General features: G+C 73.8%; 21 protein-coding genes and 1 tRNA gene. 12 read left to right on the top strand and 10 right to left on the bottom strand.

Features of this window, described 5'->3' with window-relative positions; translation table 11 throughout:
• A complete protein-coding gene (locus tag BCL65_RS17020; protein WP_106269708.1) occupies nucleotides 1–1,281 on the top strand; it encodes an ABC transporter substrate-binding protein in 1,281 nt (426 codons plus the stop codon).
• Between the two features lie 86 nt (nucleotides 1,282–1,367).
• Here the strand turns inward: BCL65_RS17020 and BCL65_RS17025 are convergent, their stop codons facing one another.
• Entirely contained in the window at nucleotides 1,368–2,570 is a 1,203-nt protein-coding gene (locus BCL65_RS17025; protein WP_106269709.1) for an acyl-CoA dehydrogenase family protein, read from the bottom strand.
• 1 nt (nucleotide 2,571) lies between these two features.
• Nucleotides 2,572–3,633: a phosphotransferase family protein gene (locus BCL65_RS17030; protein WP_106269710.1), complete on the bottom strand. Its 1,062-nt coding sequence runs from the start codon at nucleotides 3,631–3,633 to the stop codon at nucleotides 2,572–2,574.
• A 185-nt stretch (nucleotides 3,634–3,818) separates the two neighbouring features.
• Here BCL65_RS17030 and BCL65_RS17035 point away from each other — a divergent pair, with 185 nt between their 5' ends.
• Together BCL65_RS17035 and BCL65_RS17040 are read left to right on the top strand one after the other, a co-directional pair.
• Complete coding sequence (locus BCL65_RS17035; RefSeq protein ID WP_106269711.1) at nucleotides 3,819–4,718, top strand: alpha/beta fold hydrolase; 900 nt, start codon at nucleotides 3,819–3,821, stop codon at nucleotides 4,716–4,718.
• A gap of 20 nt (nucleotides 4,719–4,738) precedes the next feature.
• Entirely contained in the window at nucleotides 4,739–5,710 is a 972-nt protein-coding gene (locus BCL65_RS17040; RefSeq protein WP_165800066.1) for a squalene cyclase, read from the top strand.
• Between the two features lie 3 nt (nucleotides 5,711–5,713).
• Here the strand turns inward: BCL65_RS17040 and BCL65_RS17045 are convergent, their stop codons facing one another.
• Nucleotides 5,714–6,130 (bottom strand): acyl-CoA thioesterase, encoded by a 417-nt coding sequence (locus BCL65_RS17045; protein WP_106269712.1) that lies wholly within the window; start codon nucleotides 6,128–6,130, stop codon nucleotides 5,714–5,716.
• A gap of 33 nt (nucleotides 6,131–6,163) precedes the next feature.
• Nucleotides 6,164–6,817: a QsdR family transcriptional regulator gene (locus BCL65_RS17050; RefSeq protein ID WP_106269713.1), complete on the bottom strand. Its 654-nt coding sequence runs from the start codon at nucleotides 6,815–6,817 to the stop codon at nucleotides 6,164–6,166.
• A 92-nt stretch (nucleotides 6,818–6,909) separates the two neighbouring features.
• Between BCL65_RS17050 and BCL65_RS17055 the strand changes: the two genes are divergently transcribed.
• Together BCL65_RS17055 and BCL65_RS17060 are read left to right on the top strand one after the other, a co-directional pair.
• Nucleotides 6,910–8,142: an acyl-CoA dehydrogenase family protein gene (locus BCL65_RS17055; protein WP_106269714.1), complete on the top strand. Its 1,233-nt coding sequence runs from the start codon at nucleotides 6,910–6,912 to the stop codon at nucleotides 8,140–8,142.
• 47 nt (nucleotides 8,143–8,189) lie between these two features.
• A complete protein-coding gene (locus tag BCL65_RS17060; RefSeq protein WP_106269715.1) occupies nucleotides 8,190–9,413 on the top strand; it encodes an acetyl-CoA C-acetyltransferase in 1,224 nt (407 codons plus the stop codon).
• 89 nt (nucleotides 9,414–9,502) lie between these two features.
• Here the strand turns inward: BCL65_RS17060 and BCL65_RS17065 are convergent, their stop codons facing one another.
• From BCL65_RS17065 to BCL65_RS17080, 4 genes are read right to left on the bottom strand one after another with little or no spacing between them, the layout of a single operon-like run.
• Entirely contained in the window at nucleotides 9,503–9,991 is a 489-nt protein-coding gene (locus tag BCL65_RS17065; RefSeq protein ID WP_106269716.1) for a hypothetical protein, read from the bottom strand.
• 46 nt (nucleotides 9,992–10,037) lie between these two features.
• Complete coding sequence (locus BCL65_RS17070; protein WP_106269717.1) at nucleotides 10,038–10,517, bottom strand: MaoC family dehydratase; 480 nt, start codon at nucleotides 10,515–10,517, stop codon at nucleotides 10,038–10,040.
• Nucleotides 10,514–11,275, bottom strand: a complete 762-nt coding sequence (gene fabG / locus BCL65_RS17075; protein WP_106269718.1) for a 3-oxoacyl-ACP reductase FabG — start codon at nucleotides 11,273–11,275, stop codon at nucleotides 10,514–10,516. Before fabG ends, BCL65_RS17070 begins: the two co-directional genes overlap by 4 nt.
• The gene (locus BCL65_RS17080; RefSeq protein WP_106269719.1) at nucleotides 11,272–12,402 is read right to left on the bottom strand and encodes a zinc-binding dehydrogenase; all 1,131 of its coding nucleotides are present in this window, start codon (nucleotides 12,400–12,402) and stop codon (nucleotides 11,272–11,274) included. The genes fabG and BCL65_RS17080 overlap by 4 nt, the downstream gene beginning before the upstream one ends.
• A gap of 226 nt (nucleotides 12,403–12,628) precedes the next feature.
• Between BCL65_RS17080 and BCL65_RS17085 the strand changes: the two genes are divergently transcribed.
• From BCL65_RS17085 to thpD, 5 genes are all read left to right on the top strand, one after another.
• Complete coding sequence (locus BCL65_RS17085) at nucleotides 12,629–13,423, top strand: hypothetical protein (RefSeq protein ID WP_243401152.1); 795 nt, start codon at nucleotides 12,629–12,631, stop codon at nucleotides 13,421–13,423.
• A complete protein-coding gene (locus BCL65_RS17090) occupies nucleotides 13,420–15,036 on the top strand; it encodes a Y-family DNA polymerase (protein ID WP_106269720.1) in 1,617 nt (538 codons plus the stop codon). Before BCL65_RS17085 ends, BCL65_RS17090 begins: the two co-directional genes overlap by 4 nt.
• Nucleotides 15,029–18,490, top strand: coding sequence for an error-prone DNA polymerase (locus tag BCL65_RS17095; protein WP_106269721.1), 3,462 nt, complete (start codon nucleotides 15,029–15,031; stop codon nucleotides 18,488–18,490). Before BCL65_RS17090 ends, BCL65_RS17095 begins: the two co-directional genes overlap by 8 nt.
• Before the next feature lie 32 nt (nucleotides 18,491–18,522).
• Nucleotides 18,523–19,209, top strand: coding sequence for a hypothetical protein (locus tag BCL65_RS17100; RefSeq protein ID WP_125206578.1), 687 nt, complete (start codon nucleotides 18,523–18,525; stop codon nucleotides 19,207–19,209).
• 152 nt (nucleotides 19,210–19,361) lie between these two features.
• Nucleotides 19,362–20,261 carry an ectoine hydroxylase gene (gene thpD / locus BCL65_RS17105; protein ID WP_165800065.1) on the top strand — a complete coding sequence of 300 codons (900 nt, stop codon included), beginning with the start codon at nucleotides 19,362–19,364 and terminating at the stop codon, nucleotides 20,259–20,261.
• Nucleotides 20,262–20,330: 69 nt separating this feature from the next.
• Here thpD and BCL65_RS17110 read toward each other — a convergent pair whose 3' ends face one another.
• The gene (locus tag BCL65_RS17110; protein ID WP_106269723.1) at nucleotides 20,331–21,185 is read right to left on the bottom strand and encodes a serine protein kinase RIO; all 855 of its coding nucleotides are present in this window, start codon (nucleotides 21,183–21,185) and stop codon (nucleotides 20,331–20,333) included.
• 660 nt (nucleotides 21,186–21,845) lie between these two features.
• On the opposite strand from BCL65_RS17110, the gene BCL65_RS17115 reads away from it, so the two are divergent.
• Nucleotides 21,846–22,133: an MBL fold metallo-hydrolase gene (locus tag BCL65_RS17115; RefSeq protein WP_106269724.1), complete on the top strand. Its 288-nt coding sequence runs from the start codon at nucleotides 21,846–21,848 to the stop codon at nucleotides 22,131–22,133.
• 36 nt (nucleotides 22,134–22,169) lie between these two features.
• Here BCL65_RS17115 and BCL65_RS17120 read toward each other — a convergent pair whose 3' ends face one another.
• Entirely contained in the window at nucleotides 22,170–23,009 is an 840-nt protein-coding gene (locus BCL65_RS17120; RefSeq protein ID WP_106269725.1) for a metal-dependent hydrolase, read from the bottom strand.
• 256 nt (nucleotides 23,010–23,265) lie between these two features.
• Between BCL65_RS17120 and BCL65_RS17125 the strand changes: the two genes are divergently transcribed.
• Nucleotides 23,266–23,350: transfer RNA gene (locus BCL65_RS17125), tRNA-Leu, on the top strand.
• Nucleotides 23,351–23,491: the final 141 nt, after the last annotated feature.

Raw genomic sequence — 23,491 nt, forward strand, 5'->3', positions numbered from 1 at the left:
ATGCGGACCACTCACAGCACACCACGCACCCTCGTGCGTACCGTCGTCGCCGCCACCGGCGCCGTCGCCGTCGGTCTCGGTCTGTCCGCCTGCGGCGGCGCCGACGAGGCGACGCCCGGCGTCTCCGAGGACACCGTCACCGTCGGCACCCATCAGCCGTTGACCGGACCGGCAGCCGCCGGGTACTCCTCGATCTCCGCCGCCACCAGCGCGTACTTCGACTACGTCAACGCCAACGGTGGCGTCCACGGCCGCACCATCGAGTACCTCGTCAAGGACGACGGCTACAACCCGGCGAACACCCAGACGGTGGTGCGCGAGCTCGTCCAGCAGGACGACGTCTTCGCCGTGCTCAACGGGTTGGGCACCCCGACGCACTCGTCGGTGCTGGACTTCCTCAACCAGAACGAGGTGCCGGACCTGTTCGTCTCCTCCGGCTCGACCGCGTGGAACGACCCGGAGAGCTACCCGTACACCTTCGGCTTCAACGCGGACTACCTCGTCGAGGGGTCGGCGCTCGCCCAGTACGCGAGCGACGAGCACCCGGGCGAGAAGGTCTGCATGCTGGGTCAGGACGACGACTACGGCGAGACGCTGCGCGCCGGTGCGGAGATCGTCCTCGGCGCCGACGGCCTGGGCGCCTACGAGACGTACGAGACCTCCAACCAGGACGTCACCGCCCAGATCGGCGCGCTCCAGGCGGCCGGGTGCGAGGTGGTCATGCTGGCCACGGTGAACGGGTTCTCCGCGCTGGCCGTCGGGACCGCCGCGCAGATGGGATTCATGCCCACCTGGATGGCGTCCTCGGCCGGAGGCGACTACCCGACCCTCGTCGGGTTCCTCGGCGAGGACGTCGCTCCGCAGCTCCTCCAGGGCTTCGTGTCGGTGAACTACCTGCCGTTCAGCCCGGACAGCGAGTGGGTCGAGCTCTTCCGGCAGATCAACGAGGAGTACAACGACGGCGCGTCGTTCGACGGCAACACCGTGTTCGGCATGGGCGTCGGGTACGCCTTCACCGAGGCGCTGGCCAAGGCCGGCGAGGACCCGACCCGGGAGGCCCTGGTCGAGGTGCTCGAGTCCGGCGAGCTGGTCGGCAACGGGATCGTGCCGCTGACGTACTCCGCCGAGAACCACGCGGGCTACGACGCCGCCGGCATCACCCTGGTCGACGGCGGCGTGCAGGACTTCGTCGGGTCGACCTACCGTCTCGAGGGCGAGACCGTGACGGCGGTCGAGCCGGAGCAGGTGGCGCTCGAGGGCGACGGCATCCCGGTGGAGTGACCTGACCAGCCTGCCCGACCCCGCCCGAGCACGACGGCGGCCCGCCTCCCTCGAGGGAGGCGGGCCGCCGTCGTGGGGCAGGGGACTCAGGCGCGCAGCTGTGCCCTGCCCAGCGACGCCAGGTGGACCTCGTCGGGGCCGTCGGCGATGCGCAGCGCGCGGGCACCGGCGAACATCTCCGCCAACGGCTGGTCCGCGGAGAGGCCTGCCGCACCGAAGATCTGGATGACGCGGTCCAGGATCTGCTGGACCGCCCGCGGCACCGCGATCTTGATCGACTGGATCTCCGTCATCGCCTCCCGGTTCCCGACGGTGTCCATCAGCCACGCGGTCTTGAGCACCAGCAGGCGCAGCGCCTCGAGCTCGACGCGGGCCTCCGCGACCCACTGTCGCACCACGCCCTGCTCGGACAGCGGGACACCGAACGTGGACCGGGTCCGTGCGCGCTCCGCGGCGAGTGCCACCGCTCGCTCGGCCGTGCCGAGAGCCCGCATGCAGTGGTGGATGCGTCCCGGACCGAGGCGCGCCTGGGCCATCGCGAATCCGCCGCCCTCGGCACCGAGCAGGTTCTCCGCGGGCACGCGGACGTCGTCGAACACGATCTCGGCGTGCCCGCCGTGGTCGCGGTCGTCGTAGCCGAAGACCGTGAGCGGCCGCACGATCCGCACCCCGGCTGTGTCGCGCGGGACCAGGATCATGGACTGCTGCCGGTGGCGCGAGGCTTCCGGGTCGGTCTTGCCCATCACGATGAGCAGCCGGCAGTCGGGGCTCATGGCGCCCGTGGACCACCACTTGCGGCCGCTGATCACGTACTCGTCGCCCTCGCGACGGATCCGGGTGCCGATCTGCGAGGCGTCCGAGGACGCGACGTCGGGCTCGGTCATGCAGAATGCGGAGCGGATGTCGGCCTCGAGCAGCGGGGTGAGCCAGCGCTCCTGCTGCGCCGGCGTGCCGAACTCCGTCAGCAGCTCCATGTTGCCGGTGTCCGGCGCGGCGCAGTTGAACGCCACCGGTGCGAGCCGGGTGCTCCAGCCGGTGAGCTCGGCGAGCGGCGCGTACTGGAGGTTGCTGAGCCCGGCGCCGCGTTCGGAGGGCAGGAACAGGTTCCACAGCCCCTCGGCGCGGGCCGTGGCACGCAGCTCGTCGACGACGGGCCGGAACGTCCACTCGTCGGGGCTCGCCGCCAGCTGGGCGTCCAGGACCGGCTCCGCCGGCAGGACGTGGTCGTGCACGAACGTCCTCACCTGCTCGGTCAGCGCTGCGGTGCGAGGATCGGGAGAGAAGTCCATCTCAGGTGCTCCTGGGTCGGGCCGCCGCACGGGCCAGGCCGTCGGCGGCGAGCGGGGCGACGAGGTCGCCGATGGTGTCGAACCCTTCGCCGACGGTCTCGCCGGCGCGGTAGCGGTAGTGGATCCCCTCGAGGATCACCGCGAGCTTGTAGGCGGCGAACGCCCGGTACCACCACAGGTCGGGTGGCGTGGTCCCGGTGCGGGCCGCGTAGGCGTCCACGAGCTCGTCGAAGGTCGGGTAGCCGACGTCGGGGACGACGGCGCTCGCGGCCACGGCTCCGGCGGAGAGCGAGCGGATGTCCCAGTAGAGGCCGAGCAGCCCCAGGTCGACGAGCGGGTCGCCGAGGGTGGCCATCTCCCAGTCGAGCACCGCGGCGATCGTCGGGCGGTCCGGTGTGCCGCCGACGAGGGCGTTGTCCAGGCGGTAGTCGCCGTGCACGATCCCGGTCCGCCCCGAGTCGGGGACGCGGGTCGTGAGCCGTTCCTGCAGCTCGTCCAGGGCGGGGAGATCGCGCGACCGCGACGCGTCGTACTGGCGCCGCCAGGTGGTGAGCTGGCGGTGGAGGTATCCGTCGGGCCGGCCGAAGTCGGCCAGCCCGACCTCGGCGGGTTCCACACGGTGCAGGTCCGCGAGCGTCCGGGCGAGGGTGAGGCCGAGGCGGTGCAGACCCGCTGCGGTGAAGCCGGCGTTCTGCTCGGGCCGGGACAGCACCGCGCCTTCGACACGTTCCATGACGAAGAAGGTCGTCCCCGTGACCTCGCCGCGGGCGGTGTCGTCCACGACGTCGACGGTCGCCGGGACGGGGACGTCGCTGGCTCCCAGGGCGGAGATCACGCGGTGCTCGCGGCGCATGTCGTGCGCGCTCGACAGCACGTGACCCAACGGGGGGCGGCGCAGCACGAGCGGCAGGGACGCGCCGTCGACGCGATACGTCAGGTTGCTGCGGCCTCCGGCGATGACCTCGACGGTCAGGGAGGAGTCCGGCTGGGGAGCCAGCTCCGGGTGCTCGCGCGTCAACCAGGCTGACAGGCCCGCTCGGTCCAGGCCGGGCACGTCGGTCATCGATGACCCCATCTCTCGATCGGACCCGGCGTCGGCGCCGGGCGTGACCGCAGCATACCGCGTGGTCGGTATGTCGCCGAACCGGCCGCCCGTGGACGGTGTCCCGCGGTCGCGTCGACGGCATCCGATGAGTCCGGGGCACTGACGCGGTCCACACGACGTCCGTCCGAGGAGGGGAGAGGCGCATGACCACCGAGACCGATGACGGTCCGGGCGACACCCGCGCGGCCGACGGCGAGGCGCTCGGACCGGAGCTGTTCGCGGAGCGCGACGGCGTGCGCCTGTGCTACCAGGCGCTGGGTGACCCGGCGTGGCCGACGGTGCTGCTCGTCGGGGGGCTCGGGGCGTCGATGGACTGGTGGCCGGCGGACCTCTGCGTCGCGCTGTCCGAGGGCGGGCGGCGCGTCGTCCGGTACGACCACCGCGACACCGGACGATCGACGACGGGGGTGGCCGGCGAGCCCGCGTACACGGCGCGGGACCTTCTCGAGGACCCGCTCGTGATCCTGGACGACCTGGACGTCGACCGGGCCCATCTGGTCGGGCTCTCGATGGGCGGCGGCATCGCCCAGGAAATGGCGGTCGAGCACCCCGACCGCGTCGCGTCGCTCACCGTGATGTCCACCTCGCCGGCGCTCGACCGTCGAGACGACACGGCGCTGCCGGGCCCCGCGCCTGAGCTGTCGGGCCTGTGGGACGGGTCGGCAACGGGCCCGGGGGAGGCCGCGGCGACCGAGGCGTCCGTCCGTGCGGACCGGCTGCTCACCGGCGGCGGCCACTTCGACGAGGCCCGGACGCGTGCGATCGCGCGCCGTGCCGTCGGCAGGAGCGCCGTCCCCGCGGCGGCCGCGAACCATGCGGTGGTGGCGTCGGGGTCGCCGGTCCGGGGCGCCCTGAGCGAGATCCGGGTCCCGACGCTCGTGGTGCACGGCGACCGGGACCCGCTGTTCCCCGGGCACGGAGCGCGGCTGGCCGCCGAGATCCCCGGCGCCCGGTTGCTCGTGCTGCACCGGACGGGGCACCAGGTGCCGCCGCCGCAGACGTGGGACCGGCTGCTGCCCGCGCTGCTGGCGCACACGGTGTGACGGCGCCGTACGATCGCCGGGTGAGCGTGCCCACGCAGTGGCTGCTGGACTCCGACCCCGCGCTGCGGTGGCAGGTGGAACGCGACCTGCTCGGGCTCCCCGCGGAGACGTGGCGGGCGACGCGGGCGCGGGTCGCCACGGAGGGGTTCGGTGCGCGGCTGCTGGCCCACCAGGACGACGACGGCCGGTGGGCCGGTGGCGCCTTCTTCCCCGGCGGGCAGGCGTACTTCGAGGTGCAACGCGCCGAGGTCGACCCGCCCCAGCCGTGGACGGCCACGACCTGGTCCCTCAACGCGTTGCGCGAGTGGGGTCTCGACGCCGCCGTCCTGCAGGCCAACGGCACGCCGGGGCTGCTCGCGCGGCACTGTCGCTGGGAGTACGACGACCTGCCCTACTGGGACGGTGAGGTCGACTGCTGCATCAACGCCTTCACGCTCGCCAACGGCGCCTGGCTCGGGGTGGACGTGACCAAGATCCTCGGCCGTCTGGTCGACGGCCGGATGCGCGACGGTGGCTGGAACTGCGAGTGGGTCGAGGGTGCGACGGTCTCGTCGTTCGTCTCCACGCTGAACGTGCTCACGGGGCTGCTCGACTACGAGCAGATCGTGGGCGGTGACGCGGAGGCGCGTGAGGCGCGCCGGACCGGCGAGGAGTACCTGCTGGCGCGGAGGCTGCTCCGCCGGTTGTCGACCGGCGAACCGATCGGCCCGTGGACGCTCCGGTTCGAGTACCCGTTCCGCGGGCACTACAGCGCCCTGCGCGCCGCCGACTACTTCCGGCGTGCCGCGCTGCACGACGGCGTCGCGCCGGACGAGCGCCTCGCCGAGGCGGTCGAGGTGGTCCGGGCAGCGCGGCGCGACGACGGCCGGTGGGTCCGGGAGCGGCGGCACGCGGGCGAGGTGTGGTTCGAGGTGGACGTCGCGGCGGGTCGCCCCTCGCGGTGGCTCACCCTGACCGGCGAGCTGCTGCTGCGGTGGTGGGACGGCTCCTGAGGGTCACGCTGCCGGGGTGAGCAGCTGCTGCTCGACGGCGGAACGGATCGACGCCGGGACCGGCACCGGCCGCTGCGTGGCGGCGTCGACGAACACGTGCGTGAACCGGCCCTCGGCGACCGGCTTCTCGTCGCCGGAACGCAGGATGGGCAGGTCCCACGTGATGCTGGTGGTGCCGAGTCGTTCGACGCCGATGGCGACCTCGAGGTCGTCGTCCGGGTAGGAGACGGGGGCGCGGAACTCGCACGACGACGCCACGCAGTAGCCCCGCACGGCCCCGGCCGGGTCGAGCCCTGCCTCGCGGATCATCCACGTGTTCACGGCGGTGTCCATGGCCTGGTAGTACACGGTGTTGTTGACGTGGCCGTACTGGTCGTTGTCGTTCCAGCGCAGCGGGAACGGATGACGGGCGCGGGGCATGGCGGTCCTCTCGGTGCTCTCGAACGGGTGCGCTCAGGCGCGCAGCAGGTGGCGGAAGGCGGAGCGCGCGGCGTCGGTGCTGGGCGGCTCGCCGGCGATGAGGTCGGCGTAGGTGAAGGACTCCGAGACGCGGACCAGCAGGTAGGCGAGCGCGTGCCGGTCGATGGCGCCGTCGAACGGCCGCTCGCCGAGGTGCTCGCGCACGAGCTGCTCGACGGTGGCGACGTAGCGCTGCTGGATGGGGCTCGCCGACGTCGTCAGGAGACGCAGCGCTCGGGCGGGCTCGCGGCTCAGGAACGTGCGGAAGTAGTCCGCCTCGATGAGGTCGGTGGCGAAATGGCTGAGCAGGGCGGCCAGGTACGCCGCGCCGGCCGGTGCGGCGCCGTCGGGCCCGGGCTCCGACGCCGCCCGCTCGGCCTGCACGAGCGTCGGCACGGCGAGCGACCAGAGGACCTCCGACAGCAGGGCGTCGCGGTTGCCGACCCAGCGGAAGACGGACGTGCGGTCCACGCCGAGCTCGGTCGCGAGGCCGCCCATGTCGATGCGGTGACCTGAGACGAAGGTCTCACGTGCCTGCTCGAAGGCGCGCAGGGCGTCGGGGTGGACGCCGGGCACGAGCCGTGCGGACAGCCGGGTCGGCGCGGCCCGCAGGCCCACGGTGGCGATGTCGCTCGACGGGGAGAGCATGCGGAGCAGCCTAGCCGGATGTTGCGCGACGGGTGCAACATCTCGCAGAATGATGCACACTGACGCCACGGATCGACGACGATCGGAGCACCATGACTCTCACCACCCCGGCCACCACCCCGCAGACCCACGCCGCCGCTGCTCTTGCGGTACCCGAGGTGCTGGACGCCGACTTCTACGGTTTCCAGGACCTCCTGACCCCCGTGGAGCAGGAAGCCGTCGGCCGCGTCCGCGACTTCATGGAGCGCGAGGTGCGCCCCCTCGCCGACGACTACTGGGACCGCGCCGAGTGCCCGGTCCACCTGTTCAAGCCCTTCGCCGAGCTCGGCTCGGTCGGCGCTGCCTGGTCCGAGACCAGGCAGTTCGAGAACTCCGCGGTGTTCCGCGGCTGGGTCGGCATGGAGCTCGCGCGGGTGGACTCCTCCTTCTGCACCTTCATCGGCGTCTCCAGCGGGCTGGCGATGAGCTCGATCGGTCTGGGCGGTTCGCCGGAGCAGCGGGCCGCGTGGCTCCCGCCCATGGCGCGCGGCGACCTCATCGGTGCCTTCGGTCTCACCGAGCCGCTGTCCGGGTCCGACACGGCCCGTGGCCTGCGCACCACCGCCACGCGGCACGGCGACACCTGGGTGCTCGACGGCGCCAAGCGCTGGATCGGCAACGCGACGTTCGCGGACGTCGTCGTCATCTGGGCCAAGGACACGGCCGACGACCAGGTCAAGGGCTTCATGGTCCGCAAGGGCACGCCCGGCTTCACCGCCACGAAGATCGAGCGCAAGCAGTCGCTGCGCATCGTGCAGAACGCAGACATCACGCTCGAGAACGTCGAGATCGCCGAGTCCGACCGGCTCCAGGGCATCAACAGCTTCAAGGACCTGGCCAACGTGCTGCGCGTGACCCGCGACGGCGTCTCGTGGCAGGCGCTCGGCACCATGATCGGCGCCTACGAGGCCGCCGTGACGTACACCAAGGAGCGCGAGCAGTTCGGGAACCCGATCGCGTCCTACCAGCTGGTCCAGGACAAGCTCGCCACCGGGCTCGGGAACATCACCGCCAGCATCGCGATGTGCGTCCGCCTCGCGCAGATGCAGGACGAGGGCACCCAGCGCGACCAGCACGCCGCGCTGGCCAAGGCGTTCGTCACCACCCGGATGCGCGAGACCGTCGCCCTGGCCCGCGAGGTCTGCGGTGGCAACGGCATCACCCTCGACACCGGGGTCGCGCGCTACTTCGCCGACGCCGAGGCCGTCTACACGTTCGAGGGCACCCGGGACATGAACCAGCTCATCGTCGGGCGTTCGATCACGGGCCACGCGGCCTTCGTGTGAACCGAAGACTCGCGCGACACGAACTCGTCTGAGAGAGGACCCAGATCATGACCGAGGCCTACATCGTGGCCACCGCGCGCTCTCCCATCGGGCGCGCGTACAAGGGGTCGCTGCGCGAGCTGCGCGCCGACGACCTCGCCGCCCAGATGGTGCGCGCCGCCCTGGACAAGGTGCCGGCGCTCGACCCCGCCCGCATCGACGACCTCATCCTCGGCTGCGGCCTGCCCGGCGGCGAGCAGGGGATGAACATGGGGCGGATCGTCGCCGTCCTCCTCGGGCTCGACTCCGTCCCCGGGACCACCGTGACCCGCTACTGCTCGTCCAGTGTGCAGTCGACCCGCATGGCCTTCCACGCCATCAAGGCCGGCGAGGGCGACGTCTTCGTCTCCGCGGGCGCCGAGTCCGTCAGCCGCATGGTCAAGGGCTCGTCGGACTACATCGAGGGTCAGGACCTGGAGAACCCGCGCTTCGCCGGCGCCACCGAGCGCACGGCCAAGCGCGCCGTCGGGGGAGCGCCCGTCTGGTCCGACCCGCGCGCCGACGGTGAGCTGCCCGACGCCTACATCGCCATGGGGCAGACGGCGGAGAACCTCGCCTCCGTGCACGGCATCAGCCGCGCCGAGCAGGACGAGTTCGCCGCCCGCTCCCAGCAGCGGGCCGAGCGGGCGATCGCGGACGGCTTCTGGTCGCGCGAGATCACCCCCGTGACGCTGCCGGACGGCACCGTCGTGTCGGCCGACGACGGCCCGCGGCCCGGGACCACCGTCGAGAAGCTCGCGGGGCTGGACCCGGTGTTCCGGCCCGACGGCACCGTGACCGCGGGCAACGCCTGCCCGCTCAACGACGGTGCCGCCGCGCTCGTCGTCGTCTCCGGCCGTGTGGTCGAGGAGCTGGGCCTGCAGCCGATCGCCCGGATCGTGTCCACCGGCGTCACCGGGCTGTCCCCGGAGATCATGGGGCTCGGGCCCGTCGAGGCGAGCCGGCAGGCCCTCGACCGAGCGGGTCTGACGATCGACGACATGGACCTGGTGGAGATCAACGAGGCGTTCGCCGCCCAGGTGATCCCGTCGGCCCGCGAGCTGGGCATCGACGAGGACAGGCTCAACGTGCACGGCGGGGCGATCGCCGTCGGGCACCCGTTCGGCATGACCGGGGCACGCATCACCACCACCCTGCTCAACGGCCTGGAGTCGACCGGCGGTCGCTACGGCCTGGAGACGATGTGCGTCGGTGGCGGCCAGGGGATGGCCATGGTGCTCGAGCGGCTCTGACCCTCTCCCGGGCAGCACGGCGCACGTCCCTTCGGCAGGAAGCAACCAGCTCGGCACGCATGCGTGCCGAGCTGGTTGCTTCCTGCCGATCAGAGTTCCGGCCCGGACTCGACCCACTCTCCGTCGCGCATGAGGTTCCGCCCGCGCATCTCGTCCACCTCGCGCCACGCCTGTATCCGCACAGGCCGCAGGACGAGGTAGACGTAGCCGTCCGGGTCGGTGCGCGGGTCCCAGTCCGCCTGAGCGGCGTACCTCTCGCCCAGGTCGGCCTGCGCGTCCGCCACCGGGACGGTCTGCTCGACGACGGCGTCGACCAGCACCACGTCGCGGGTGTGGCCGAGCGCGAGCCGTGTGCTGAGGGACGCGGCGACGTTGCGTGCCGTGCGGGACGATGCCGGCAGCGCGAGCACCACCCGTTCGCGCCACCAGACCAGGGACAGCGGGACCAGGTACGGCTGCGCTGCGCCGTCGTCGTCCGACGACGCCGAGGCCACCCAGGCGTCGCAGGCCGGGCTCCGGAGCATGGCCAGGGTGTCGGCGATGCGCTGCTGACGGGTGCGCGGAGCGTCGGTGGTCATGACGCCATCCTGCCCGACCCGCTCCGGGCCGGGCAGGACGCGCTGCTCAGTGCTCGGGGACGTACAGCGCCAGGGACTCGGCCACGAGCGCCGGCTTGCCGGCACCCTCGATCTCGATCGTGACCGTCGCGGCGAGCCGGACGCCCTGGGCGGTGTGCTCCGCGCCCGTGATCTCAGTGGTCGCACGGATCCGGGCACCGGCCGGCACCGGGGTGAGGAACCGCACCTTGTCCAGCCCGTAGTTGACGGCCATCGCGACGTCGCCGACCTCGATCAGCTCGCCCGTGAGGCGGGGGAGCAGCGACAGCGTCAGGAAGCCGTGCGCGATCGTCGTGCCGAACGGCCCCGCGGCCGCCCGCTCGGCGTCCAGGTGGATCCACTGGTGGTCCTCGGTCGCGTCGGCGAACGCGGCGATCCGGTCCTGGTCGATGGTGAACCACTCGCCGGTGGCCTGCTGCCCGACGGCGTCGGCGAGCGCCGCGGGGTTCGCGACCTGGATGACGCCGTTCACGCTCTGCGCGGTCATGCCTTCGGCCCTCCCGCGACGTACAGCACCTGGCCGTTGGTGAAGCCGGCCTCGTCGGAGCAGAAGAACGACACGGCGGCCGCGATGTCCTCGGGCTGCCCGACGCGTCCGGCGGGCACCTCCTTGGCCATGTGCGCCAGGAAGTCCTCCAGCGGGACGCCGACGCGCGCGGCGGTCTCGGCGATCATGTCCGTCGCGATGACGCCGGGGGCCACCGCGTTGGCGGTGACGCCGAACTTGCCGAGCTCGATCGCGAGGGTCTTGGTGAAGCCCTGCATGCCCGCCTTGGCCGCGGCGTAGTTGGCCTGGCCCCGGTTGCCGAGCGCCGACGTGCTGGACAGGTTGACGATGCGACCCCAGCCGGCGTCGATCATGTGCTTCTGCACGGCGCGGGTCACCAGGAAGGCGCCGCGCAGGTGGACGCCGAGCACGGCGTCCCAGTCGTCGGTGGACATCTTGAACAGCAGGTTGTCGCGCAGGATCCCGGCGTTGTTGACCAGGATGGTCGGGGCGCCGAGCTCGGTGACCACGCGTTCCACGGCGGCGGTGACGGCGTCCTCGTCCGCCACGTCGACGCCGACGCCGATCGCGCGGTGCCCGTCCGCGGTGAGCTTCGCGGCGGTCTCGGCGGCGACGTCCTCGAGCAGGTCGAGCACGGCGACGGCGTGGCCGTCGGCCGCGAGGCGGGCGGCGGTCGCGGCGCCGATGCCGCGGGCACCGCCGGTGACGACGGCGACGCGGGGGGTGGTGCTGGTCATGCGGGTGTCCTCTCGTCGAAGGTGATCAGCTGGCGCAGCTCCTCGCCGGCGGCGAGGCGGTCCAGCGCGCGGGGCAGCTCGTCCAGCCCGATGCGGGCGGAGACGAGTCGTTCCAGCGGCAGTCGTCCTGCTCGCCAGAGTTCCACGTAGCGGGGGATGTCGCGGCTCGGGACGGCCGAGCCGAGGTAGGAGCCGACGACGGTGCGGGCCTCGGCGGTCAGGCTCAGCGGGGAGATGCTCGCCCGGGCGTCCGGGCCGGGCAGGCCGACGGTGACGGTGGTGCCGCCGGGGGCGGTCAGGGCGTAGGCGGTCTCGAAGGCGCGGGCGTTCCCGGCGGCCTCGACGACGACGGGGGCCCTCACCCCGGTGTCGAGCGCCTCGGCCGGCGTGAGGGCGCGGGCGCCCAGCTCGCGGGCGAGGTCGAGCTTGGCGGGGACCATGTCGATGCCGATCACCTCGTGGCCGAGCGCCGCGGCCACCAGGAGCGCGGCCATGCCGACACCCCCGAGCCCGACGACGGCGACGGCCTCACCCGTGGCGGGCCGGCCCGCGTTGAGCACGGCGCCGCCACCGGTGAGCACCGCGCAGCCGAGCAGCGCCGCGACGTCCGCGGGGACGTCGTCGGGCACGGGGACCACGGACGTGGCCGACACGACGGCGTGGGTGGCGAAGGCGCTCACGCCCAGGTGATGGTGCACGTCGGCGCCGTCGCGGTGCAGGCGGCGCACACCGCCGACGAGCTCGCCGACGACGTTGGCCGCGGACCCCACGGAGCAGGGCAGGCGGCCGTCGGTGGCGCACTCCGCGCACCGCCCGCAGCGCGGCAGGAAGGTCATGACGACGCGGGTGCCGACGGCGATGCCTGCGTCAGCCGGGGCGTCGGTGCCCGGGCCCACGGCCTCGACGATCCCGGCGGCCTCGTGGCCGAGCAGCATCGGGGTGGGGCGCACGCGGTTGCCGTCGACGACGGAGAGGTCGGAGTGGCACAACCCGGCGGCTTCGATGCGGACCCTGAGCTCGCCGGGTCCGGGCGGGTCGAGCTCGAGCGGCCCCACGGTGAGCGGGCGCGAGTCGGCCCAGGGGGCGGGTGCTCCGCAGCGTTCCAGCACGGCACCGGTGATCTGCACGGTACGACCTCCTCGTCGTGTGTCCTCAGGGTAGAGACTCGTGCGGCCAGCATACCGACCGCGCGGTATGGACCGGTACCGGACGCCGTCGCAACCTCGCCGGGGCGCTGAGCAGTGCGGTTGACACCCGCCGTGCGGGAGCGTGTACTGAAGCCAGGTTCGAACAAGCGTTCGATCCTCTGCCGGACGTCCAGACCGACAGCTCGACCGCCGGGAGGGAGGCCGCATGAGCGTCGTCCCCGAGGTCCGTCCCGTGCCGAGCCCGAGCCGCACGGGCCACGCGACCCCTCACGGCGACCGTCGCTCGCGAGCGCTGGCCGCGCTGCGGGCCGCGGAGCAGGGGAGCGTCCGTCCCGCGCAGCACGAGAACCGGCCGTCGGTGCCGGTGCCGGCCCCGGACGGCCGGACCACCCCGGCCCGCCCGGTGCACCCCGCCCTCGCCCCGCTGCTGCCCGGCGGGCTGCCGAGCGGCGGGGTCCTCACCGTGCAGGGCTCCACCAGCCTGCTGCTCGCCCTGCTCGCCACCGCCTCCCGCGGCGGCGCCTGGGTGGCCTTCGTCGGCGCACCCGCCGTCGGGATGCTCGCCGCCGCCGACGTCGGGATCTCGCTCGAGCGCACGGCCGTCGTCCCCGACCCCGGCCCGGACGCCCCCGCCGTGCTCGCCGCGCTGCTCGACGGCATGGACGTGCTCGTCGTCGGGCCACGGGCCGCGCTCGCCGACGCCGACCGCCGGCGCCTCGCCGCCCGCACCCGCCAGCGCGACGCCGTCCTGGTCACCACCGAGCGGTGGCCTGGGGCGCACGTCGTGCTCGACGCCCGCGGCGGGGCCTGGTCGGGCGCCGACGCCGGCGCCGGGTGGCTGCGTCGGCGCACCCTGTCGGTGCTACGCACCGGACGGGGCGCCGCGGCCCGGCCCGTGGAGATCGACGTGGAGGTGCCGGTCGGCGGCGACGTCCCGTCGGCGTTCGCCGCTCCGGCCGGTCGGCGCGGTGCCCCTGGTCGAGATCTGAGGGTCGCATGAGCACCCGCACCGCGGTGCTCTGGGTGCCGGACTGGCCGGTCGTGGCGGCGCTGGCTGCGGCCGGGCTGGACGCGCACGTGCCGGCCGCCGTCCTCGGAGCGCCGTCGCGGGGCGGGACGACGGCGGGACGCAGCGTCGTGGCGACCTCCGCCGTCGCGCGCAGCGCCGGGGTGCGTCGCGGCATGCGCCGCCGCCAGGCGCAGGAGGCCTGCCCCGACCTGGTGCTGCTGGAGGCCGACGACGAACGCGACGCCCGGACCTTCGAGCCCGTGGCGGTCGCTGCCGAGACCGTCGTGGCAGGCCTCGAGGTCGCCCGCCCCGGCCTGCTGCTCCTGCCGGCCGGGGGTGCGGCGCGCTACCACGGCACCGAGCGGGCGCTGGCCGAACGGCTCGTCGCCGCGGCGGCCGAGGCGGGCCACGAGTGCCAGGTCGGGGTGGCCGACGGCCTGCTCGCCGCGGTGCTCGCGGCCCGGGACGACGCCGTCGTGCCGCCCGGCGGCTCGCCGGCGGCCCTCGCCGGGCGCCCGGTGGGCGAGCTCGTGCACGCCGTGTGCGACCCGGGCGTGGTCGCCGCCGTGCGGGACGCCGTCGGGCTGTGGTGGCGGCTCGGGCTGCACACGCTCGGGGACCTGGCGGCCCTGCCCGCGGCGAGCGTGACCGCCCGGTTCGGCGATCTCGGTGCCTGGGCGCACCGGTTGGCCCGCGGCGAGGACGAGCGCCCGCCTGCCCGACGTCGCCCCGAGGCCGACCTGGCCGTCGCCACCGAGCTCGACCCGCCCGCCGACCGGGTGGACGTCGCCGCGTTCGCCGCCCGCCGGCTCGCCGAGGAGCTGCACGCGCTGCTCGTCGCCCACGGGGTGGCCTGCGGTCGCCTGCGCATCACCGCGCGCACGACCGAGGGCGAGCTGGAGCGGCTCTGGCGCACCGACACCGCGGCCGGGGGACTGCCCGCCGCGCGGATCACCGACCGGGTGCGCTGGCAGCTCGAGGGCTGGCTGACCGACGGCGCGCGCCGACGTACCGGGGTCGAGGGATCGCCCGAGGTCGCGCCGCTGGTGCACCTCGCGCTCGCCGCGGAGGACGTCGCCCCCGCCGGCACGCACCAGCCCAGCCTGTGGGGCGCGGACGCCGGGCAGGACGCCCGCGCCCGCCAGGCCCTGGACCGTGTGCAGGGGCTGCTCGGCGGCGACGCCGTGCTCACCGTCCGGCGCGCCGGCGGGCGTGACCCGCGCACCCGCGTCCGGCTCGTGCCCTACGGCGAGGACACCGCGGTCGACCGGCCAGCGGACCGGCCGTGGCCGGGCGCGCTGCCCAGCCCGGCCCCCGCCACCCTGCTGCCCGAACCTGCCGCCGCCCGCCTGCTCGACGCCGTCGGTGGCGACGTCGTCGTCGACGCCCGGCTCGCCCGCCACGGCGACCCCGCCCGGGTGCGTTGGGACGACGGCGAGCACGACGTCGTCGGCTGGGCCGGCCCGTGGCCGCTCGCCGAACGCTGGTGGGCGCCGGACGGCGGCACCCGGCGGGTGCACCTGCAGGTGCTGCTCGACGACGGGCGCGGGCTGCTGCTGGCCCAGGTCGGTGGGGCGTGGCAGGTGGAGGCGCTCTATGACTGAGTACGCCGAGCTGCACGCCCATTCCGCCTTCAGCTTCCTCGACGGTGCCAGCCACCCGGCCGAGCTCGTCGCCGAGGCGGACCGGCTCGGGCTGGAGGCCCTCGCCCTGACCGACCACGACGGGTTGTACGGCGTCGTGCGCTTCGCCGAGGCGGCCCGGGCCGTCGGGCTGCCCACCGTGTTCGGCGCCGAGCTGCACCTGCCCGCTCCCGTTCCCGGCGGGGCGCCCGTGCTCGACGACCCCACCGGTGTGCCGGACCCGCGCGCCACCCACCTGCTGGTGCTGGCGCGTGGTGCGGACGGCTACCGGAACCTCTCCCGGGCGATCGCGACGGCCCATCTCGAGGCCGGCGTCAAGGGCAGGGCCCGCTACGACCTCGACCGGCTCGGTGCGCAGGCCGACGGGCAGTGGCTGGTGCTCACCGGCTGCCGCAAGGGTGCCGTACGGCGTGCTCTGGACGGGGTTGTCGACGCCGGCGCCGTGACGGGATCCGACCCGCTGCGCGCCGCGCGCCGCGAGCTCGACCGGCTCACCGACGTCTTCGGCCACGACAACGTCGCCGTGGAGATCACCGCCACCGGCGACCCGCGCGACGCCGACCGGCACGACGCGTTGGCCGCGCTCGCCGCAGACGCCGGGCTGCCGCTGGTCGCCACCACCGCGGCCCACTACGCCCGCCCGCGCGACGCCGACCTGGCGGGGGCGCTCGCGGCCGTGCGGGCCCGCTCCTCCCTCGACGACCAGGACGGCTGGCTGCCCGGCGCCCCGACGGCGCACCTGCGCTCGGGCGCCGAGATGGCGCGGCTGCACCACCGGCACGCCCGCGCCGTCCCGACGGCGGCCGCCCTGGCCGCCGAGTGCGCGTTCGACCTGCACCTGGTGGCGCCGAACCTGCCGCCGTACCCGGTGCCGGCCGGCCACGACGAGGCCAGCTGGCTGCGCGAGCTGGTGCACCGCGGGGCCACGGAGAGGTACGGCCCGCGGCCCGGGCCGGGCAGCACCGGACGGGAACCGAAGGCGTGGGCGCAGATCGACCACGAGATGCGGGTCATCACCGACCTGGGCTTCCCCGGGTACTTCCTCGTCGTCTACGACCTGGTGGAGTTCTGCCGGCGCGAGGGGATCCTGTGCCAGGGGCGGGGGAGCGCCGCCAACTCCGCGGTCTGCTACGCCCTGGGGATCACCGCCGTCGACGCCGTGCACCACGGCCTGCTGTTCGAGCGGTTCCTCGCCCCCGAGCGCGACGGGCCGCCGGACATCGACATCGACATCGAGTCGGGGCGTCGCGAGGAGGTCATCCAGCACGTCTACGCCCGGTTCGGGCGCACGCACGCCGCCCAGGTCGCCAACGTCATCTCCTACCGGCCGCGCTCGGCGGTGCGCGACGCCGCCCGGGCGCTCGGGTACGACGTCGGGCAGCAGGACGCCTGGTCCAAGTCCATCGAACGCTGGGGGTCGCTGCGCGGCCCCGACCCGACCAGCCCGGCGGCGGACGCGAAGGCCCGCGACGCCCGGGCGGCGACCGGTGCGCCGGTCACCCGGCGGGACGAGGAGAAGGCCCGGGTGGCAGCCCAGTGGGGAGGTGCGGGCGCCGCCCGGTTCGTGGACACCCTGGCAGAGGACGTGAGGCGGGCCGACGACGCGCACGACGTCGTACCGGCGCACGCTCCGCCGTCGGCCGCGCAGGAGGGGCACATCCCCGAGCCGGTGCTGGACCTGGCCGACCGGTTCCTGCGTCTTCCCCGGCACCTGGGCATCCACTCCGGGGGCATGGTGATGTGCGACCGGCCCGTCATCGAGGTGTGCCCGGTCGAGTGGGCGCGGATGGAAGGCCGCACGGTCCTGCAGTGGGACAAGGAGGACTGCGCGGACGCGGGCCTGGTGAAGTTCGACCTGCTGGGCCTCGGCATGCTCACGGCGATCCGGTACGCCTTCGAGACGGTCGAGCGGCACACGGGCCGGCGCCTGGAGCTGCACACCCTGCCGGAGGACGACCCGAGGGTCTACGACCTGCTCTGCGCGGCGGACACCGTCGGGGTGTTCCAGGTCGAGTCCCGCGCCCAGATGGCCACCCTGCCGCGGCTGCAGCCCCGGGAGTTCTACGACATCGTCGTCGAGGTCGCCCTCATCCGGCCCGGCCCCATCCAGGGCAACTCCGTGCACCCGTACATCGAACGGTCCCGGGGCCGCCAGGAGGTGACCTACCTGCACCCGCTGCTGGAGCCGTCCCTCCAGCGGACCCTGGGGGTGCCGCTGTTCCAGGAGCAGCTCATGCAGATGGCGATCGACGTCGCGGGGTTCTCCCCGGCCGAGTCCGACCAGCTGCGGCGGGCGATGGGTTCCAAGCGGTCGGTGGAGCGCATGGAGGCGCTGCGCGGCCGGCTGTTCGCCGGGATGGCCGAGCGCGGTGTGCCGCTCGAGGTGCGCGAGGAGATCTACGACAAGCTCAAGGCGTTCGCCGACTTCGGTTTCCCCGAGTCGCACGCCTACTCGTTCGCGTTCCTGGTCTACGCCAGCTCCTGGCTCAAGGTGCACCACCCCGAGGCGTTCTTCGCGGGGCTGCTCGCCGCGCAGCCGATGGGGTTCTACTCACCGGCCTCCCTGGTGGCCGACGCCCGTCGCCACGGGGTGCAGGTGCTGCGCCCGGACGTCAACGCCTCGATAGCGCTCGCGGGCGTCGAGAGCGTCGAGGCGGGTGGGGAGCGCAGCGCCGACGGTTCGGGTGTGCCGCTCGACGTCGACGCGACGCTCGCCGTCCGGCTCGGCCTGGCGGCCGTGCGCGGGCTGGGCACCGACGTCGCCGAGCGGATGGTCGCCGAGCGGGACGCCCGTGGGCCGTTCGGCGACCTGCGCGACCTGGTCCGGCGTGTCGAGCTGTCCACCGCGCGCCTGGAGGCGCTGGCCACGGCCGGAGCCCTGGCCTCGCTCGGGGTGACCCGACGCGAGGGGCTGTGGGCCGCGGGCGCTCTCGGCCAGGAGGGGCCGGACACCCTGGACGGCGTCAGCGTCGGGGTGGCGGCCCCGGCGCTGCCGGGCATGGACCGTCTCGAGATCGACGTCGCCGACACCTGGGCGACCGGCATCACGCCGGACACCACGTCGCCGCTGGAGCACGTGCGTGCCGGGTTGGATCGTCAGGGCGTGCTCACGGTGGCCGCGGCGATGGCGACCGAGCCGGGGCGACGCGTCGCCGTCGGCGGAGTGGTCACGCACCGGCAGCGGCCCGGCACCGCGGGCGGCGTGACGTTCCTGTCCCTGGAGGACGAGACCGGGCTGCTCAACGTCATCTGCACCCCGGGGCTGTGGCGGCGGTTCCGGACCGTGGCGCGCGGAGCGCCGGCCATGGTGGTGCGCGGGCAGGTGGAGCGGTCCGACGGCGCGGTCAACCTGCTCGCCGAGCACCTCGCCCCGCTGCGCCTGCCGGTGACGACACGGTCACGCGACTTCCGCTGACCCGCCCGGGTCGACCTGGCACGATGCGCACCATGAGACAGATGGTGCGATGGGGCGCGGTGCTGGGGGCGGTCGCCCTGACGGCGGGCTGTGCCGAGATGCTCGGGAACGCCGACGCCGACACGGACGAACCCGCCGACCCTGCCACGCTGGCCGAGCGTGCCGAGTACTACGGGGTGCCGCCGGGGCTCGTGCTCATGGTGGACGGATTCGTGCCGGCACCCGGGGGAGGTGGAGCGTACGGCGCCGACGGCTACGCCGCGGTGCTCGTCGAGGACGCGGAGGAGTCCACCGACGTCGTGATGCTCTCCGCCGTGCCGGGAACGATCGACGCCGCGACGTGCCCCGAGCTGCCCGTCCTGACGACCACGGGCACGACGGCGCAGGGCACGGTCGAGTGCTCCGCCGACGGCGCGACGTTCTCCCGCACGGCCGGGACCTGGCACGACTACGCCGTCGAGCGCGACGGAGCCGTGGTGCGGATCTCGAGCGACGGCGTCGAACCCGACGTGCTGCGGGCGGCCCTGGAGTCGGTGCGCGTGCCCACCGTGGGCGAGCTCGACACGATCCTGCCGCCGATGACCCCGCCCTCGCCCTCGGGGGAAGCTGGGTCGCCTTCGAGGCCACCGACGACGTCGCCGTCGCCGAGCCCGGTCGAGCGAGGTGACCTACCACCAGGGGACGGCGCGCCGGACAACAGCGTCGGTCTGGGCGGATGACCAGGACGGGGCGCGTCGGGCTTTGACATCACCGGCCCGTTCACGTACTGACTGGAGGGTGCGCGTGCTCGGGTCCTCGCGACCGACGAGCCCGAGCGCACGCGAGCATGAGACGCCGCGATCCCGGGACGATCCGGGAGAAGGGATGACCCATGACCGCCATGATCGACACCACGACGGACCTCTACCCGAGCAGGCTCGCCGAGCCGGGCGAGGTCATCGAGCGTCAGCACCCCACCGTGTGGGGGACGGCCGACGACGGCCGGTTCGACGCCGCCGCGCTGGAGGCGCACTCCGAGCGCGGGTTCTCCATCCTGCAGGACTTCATCACCCCCGGTGAGGTCACGCAGTACAGCGCCGAGCTCGAGCGCCTCGCCGCCGACACGTCCCTGCAGGGCGACCACCGGGTCGTCCGCGAGAAGTCGTCGGGGGAGGTGCGCTCGATCTTCGAGGTGACGCAGCTCAGCGAGCAGATCGACGCGCTGAGCCGCGACCCCCGCCTGCTGGACCGTGCACGCCAGCTGCTGGGCTCGGACGTGTACCTGCACCAGACCCGGGTCAACTACATGCCGGGCTACAAGGGCACCGGGTTCTACTGGCACTCGGACTTCGAGACGTGGCACGCCGAGGACGGGATGCCCGCCCCGCGGGCGGTGAGCTGCTCGATCGCGCTCACCCCGAACTACCCCTACAACGGCGGCCTGATGGTGATGCCGGGCTCGCACCGCAGCTACGTGCCGTGCGTCGGGCAGACCCCGGAGAACTACCACCAGGACTCGCTCAAGGAGCAGAAGATCGGCGTGCCCAGCGAGGAGGCCATCACCGAGCTGGCGTGGAAGCACGGGGTGGACCAGTTCACCGGTCCGGCCGGCTCGGCGCTGTGGTTCGACTGCAACATCATGCACGGGTCCGGCAACAACATCACGCCGTTCCCGCGCTCGAACATCTTCCTGGTGTTCAACAGCGTCGAGAACGCGCTGACCGAGCCGTACGCCGCGCCGGCACCGCGCCCGACGCACATCGGCAACCGCGACTTCACGCCGCTGCGGTAGTCCGGGAGCCGGGCTGGCCCGGGCACCCGGTGCCCGGGCCAGGTCGGCCGCCGGTCTCGCGGTGTCGCCTCACCACGCCTGGGCGAGCACGTCGGCGAACAGCTCGTCGGTGTCCACCGGCAGCCCACGGGCGGCGAACCAGTCGCAGACGTTGCGGCAGTCACGGTGCAGCAGATCGGCGCCGAACGGGTTCGCGACCACGTCCACGACCTGGGGCAGGTCGATGATCACCAGCCGCCCGCCGTCCGACGGGTCGACGAGGATGTTGTACGGCGACAGGTCCCCGTGCGCCCAGCCGAGCCGGGCGAGCACCCCCATGGCACGGCGCAGCTGGTCGAACCAGTCGGCGAGAGCCTCCGGGCCCGGACGCTCGCGGGCGAGGCGGGGCGCCGCCTCGTAGCTGCCGTCGTCCGCGCGTCCGCCCACGAACTCCATGAGCAGCTCGGTGCCGTCGACCTGCACGGGGTAGGGCACCGGGGCGCCGGCGTCCCAGAGCTGGCAGAGCGCCGAGAACTCGGCGTCGGCCCACTGCGTGGCCGCGACCGTCCGGCCCCACGCCGACCGACGGTCCTCCACCGCCCGCTGGTCCCGGGTGCGCCGCGACCGCCGTCCCTCGGTGTAGGCGGCGTCCCGGTGGAACTGCCGGTTCTCGCGCCGGCGGTACCGCTTGGCGGCGAGCAGGGCGGACTGCTCCGGATCTCCCGGCACGGCGCGCTCGACGAGGTGGACGTCGGCCTCCTTGCCCGTCTTGAGGACGCCGAGCTCGGTGTCGAGCGCGGCGTCGGCCACGACGACCCAGTCGGGCCGGGGCTCCGGCCCGCGCTGGCCCTTGGTGACGGAGGTCCAGGTGGACCACCGTTGGTCCGGGCCCGGTTCGACCACGGAGTACGGGGTCGGGAAAGTCTCAGGGGTGTGCTGGTGCACGGAAAAGCTCCTCGGGGAGGGAGGAGCGCCGACGGCGGCTCCTCAGCAGGGGGTGGTGAGCGCCCGGGCCGAGTTCTGCGGCAGGGCGTGCGTGACGACGACGTCCATGGCCTCTGCCCTCCGTCCGTCCGGGCGCACCCGCTGCGCCGTTCACCGGGAGGTTGCCAGCACCCGGTGCCGCCCGTCCAGCGAATATCCGCCGCTACGGTGAGCGGATGGGATTCGTGCCGGTCGCCGAGGACGTCCTGGTGCGCACCAGCCGGCGCCTGGCCACCACCTCGACGCTTGTCCTCGGGCGCCGGTCGGTCGAGGGCCGGGCCGCGCTCCTGGTCGACCCGGCCTGGGAACCGGACGAGCTGGCCGCCATCGCCGAGGAGGTCTCGGCCCTCGGGGCGCGGGTCGTGGCGGGCTTCGCGACGCACGCCCACCACGACCACCTGCTGTGGCCCCCGGGCCTCGACGGGGCGCGAAGGTGGGCGACACCGACGACGGCGCGCACGGCGCTGGGAGAGCGTGAGCGGCTGATCGCCGAGGCCCGCCAGGACGCGCGGCGCTACGGCGGAATGGCGCACCCGCCCGAGGTGCTCGACCTGCTGGGGGCGGGTCGAGGCGTTCGGCGGCCGGCCGACGACGCTGCCGGACCTCGGTGGTCGGCTGCCGGTGGTGCGGGTCGTCGAGCACGACGGGCACGCCCCGGGGCACGCGGCGCTGTGGCTGCCGGACACCGGCGTGCTGCTCGCCGGCGACATGCTGAGCGACGTCGAACCGCCGCTGCCGTTCGACGAGATCACCGGCCGGACGGACGTCGCGAGCTACCGTGCCGGTCTCGACCGCCTCGCACCGTACGTGGCCCGGGCGGCGGTGCTGGTGCCCGGCCACGGCACCGTCACGACCGAGCCGCTGCGCCGGCTGGAGAAGGACCTCCGGCTCCTCGCCGCCATGGCCTGACGGCGTGAGGCGAGCCGGCTCACGAGGTGCGCCGGCTCAGGAGGGCAGCAGCGACTCCCCGGCCGACGCCACGAGCTCGGTCGCCGAGCTCCAGGCCGACGCCGTGTCGAACCCCATCTGGTCCAGCATCGCCCAGGCGACGCCGAGCACCGCGTAGGCGCTGACGGGTGTCATGAGCGCCCACTCGCGCCAGGAGCCTGCGTCGCCGAGCAGCGGGACCGAGATGTTGCCCCGAGGGCTCCACATGTCGTCGAACGGCAGCCACCGGTGCCGCCGGACCCAGCGTGGTGACTTGATCCGTACGGGCCAGAGCAGCGGGACGCCGCGCGTCGTGAGCAGGTCGCCGAGGATGTGCACCGCGCAGCCGAGCCCGACGCAGAACGGCATCCAGTACCACTCCTCGGGGGCGAAGACGGCCACGAACGCCGCCAGGGAGACGGACAGGCTCCAGGTCCACCAGCGGCGCTGACCGGTGAGCTTGAGCGCTCGCACGGCGAAGGCGATGAGCAGCACGGCCATGATTCCCGGCCCGACGAGCACTTCGCCGAACTGCTCGGTCCGCACGGTGACCTGGCCCATCGCCCAGGCGATCGCCGTGAAGACGGCGACGCCGACGATCGAGTGCGTCGCGTTGCGGTGCCCGCCCGCAACGGTGGACACCAGCTTGGTGACGCCCTCCGAGACCGGCGGCAGGGAGTGCGAGATGGTGCCGTTGTGGTGGTCGGCGTCCGGCAGCAGAGCAGCGCCCGCGCACACGAGCGCGCCGGTCATGACCCCGACGTCCGAGACCGGGTACCAGCCGAACGCGATCGGCGTCGACGCGGTGACGGCCACCCAGGCGGCCGCGCCCGAGGCGGCGTGGTGCCCACCCATCATGGTGTGCGTGCTCCTTCGTCCGGTCTGCTCCCCATGACCGTTTGGTCCGGGTCCGGAGGAACGCTACACGGACCCGCCGACGCTGTTCGACCGCTGCGGCGCCGGGACGTCAACGACGTCCGGAGGCCGCCGTCGACCGGGGCGCAGGCTGCCACGTGACCTGCGCCACGGCGGCCCGGTTTGCAGGTCGGGGCACCTGCCGTGCTATGTTTTTCACCGCACCGAAACGGGCCGTGCAGCCCGCAGAGGTCCACCTGTCCGGGTGGCGGAATGGCAGACGCGCTAGCTTGAGGTGCTAGTGCCCTTTATCGGGCGTGGGGGTTCAAGTCCCCCTCCGGACACTCGTTGAGACAGCGACGACGAAGGCCTCCCGGGTCCACAACCGGGAGGCCTTCTGTCGTATCCGGGTGCTTCCTCTGTTCGAGATGTTCCCATGAATATTCCCACGGGATGGGCTCCGTGCTCCCACGGGTGTTCCCAGG

This window comes from Isoptericola halotolerans, assembly GCF_003003075.1.
GTDB classification, from domain to species: Bacteria; Actinomycetota; Actinomycetes; order Actinomycetales; family Cellulomonadaceae; genus Isoptericola; species Isoptericola halotolerans_A.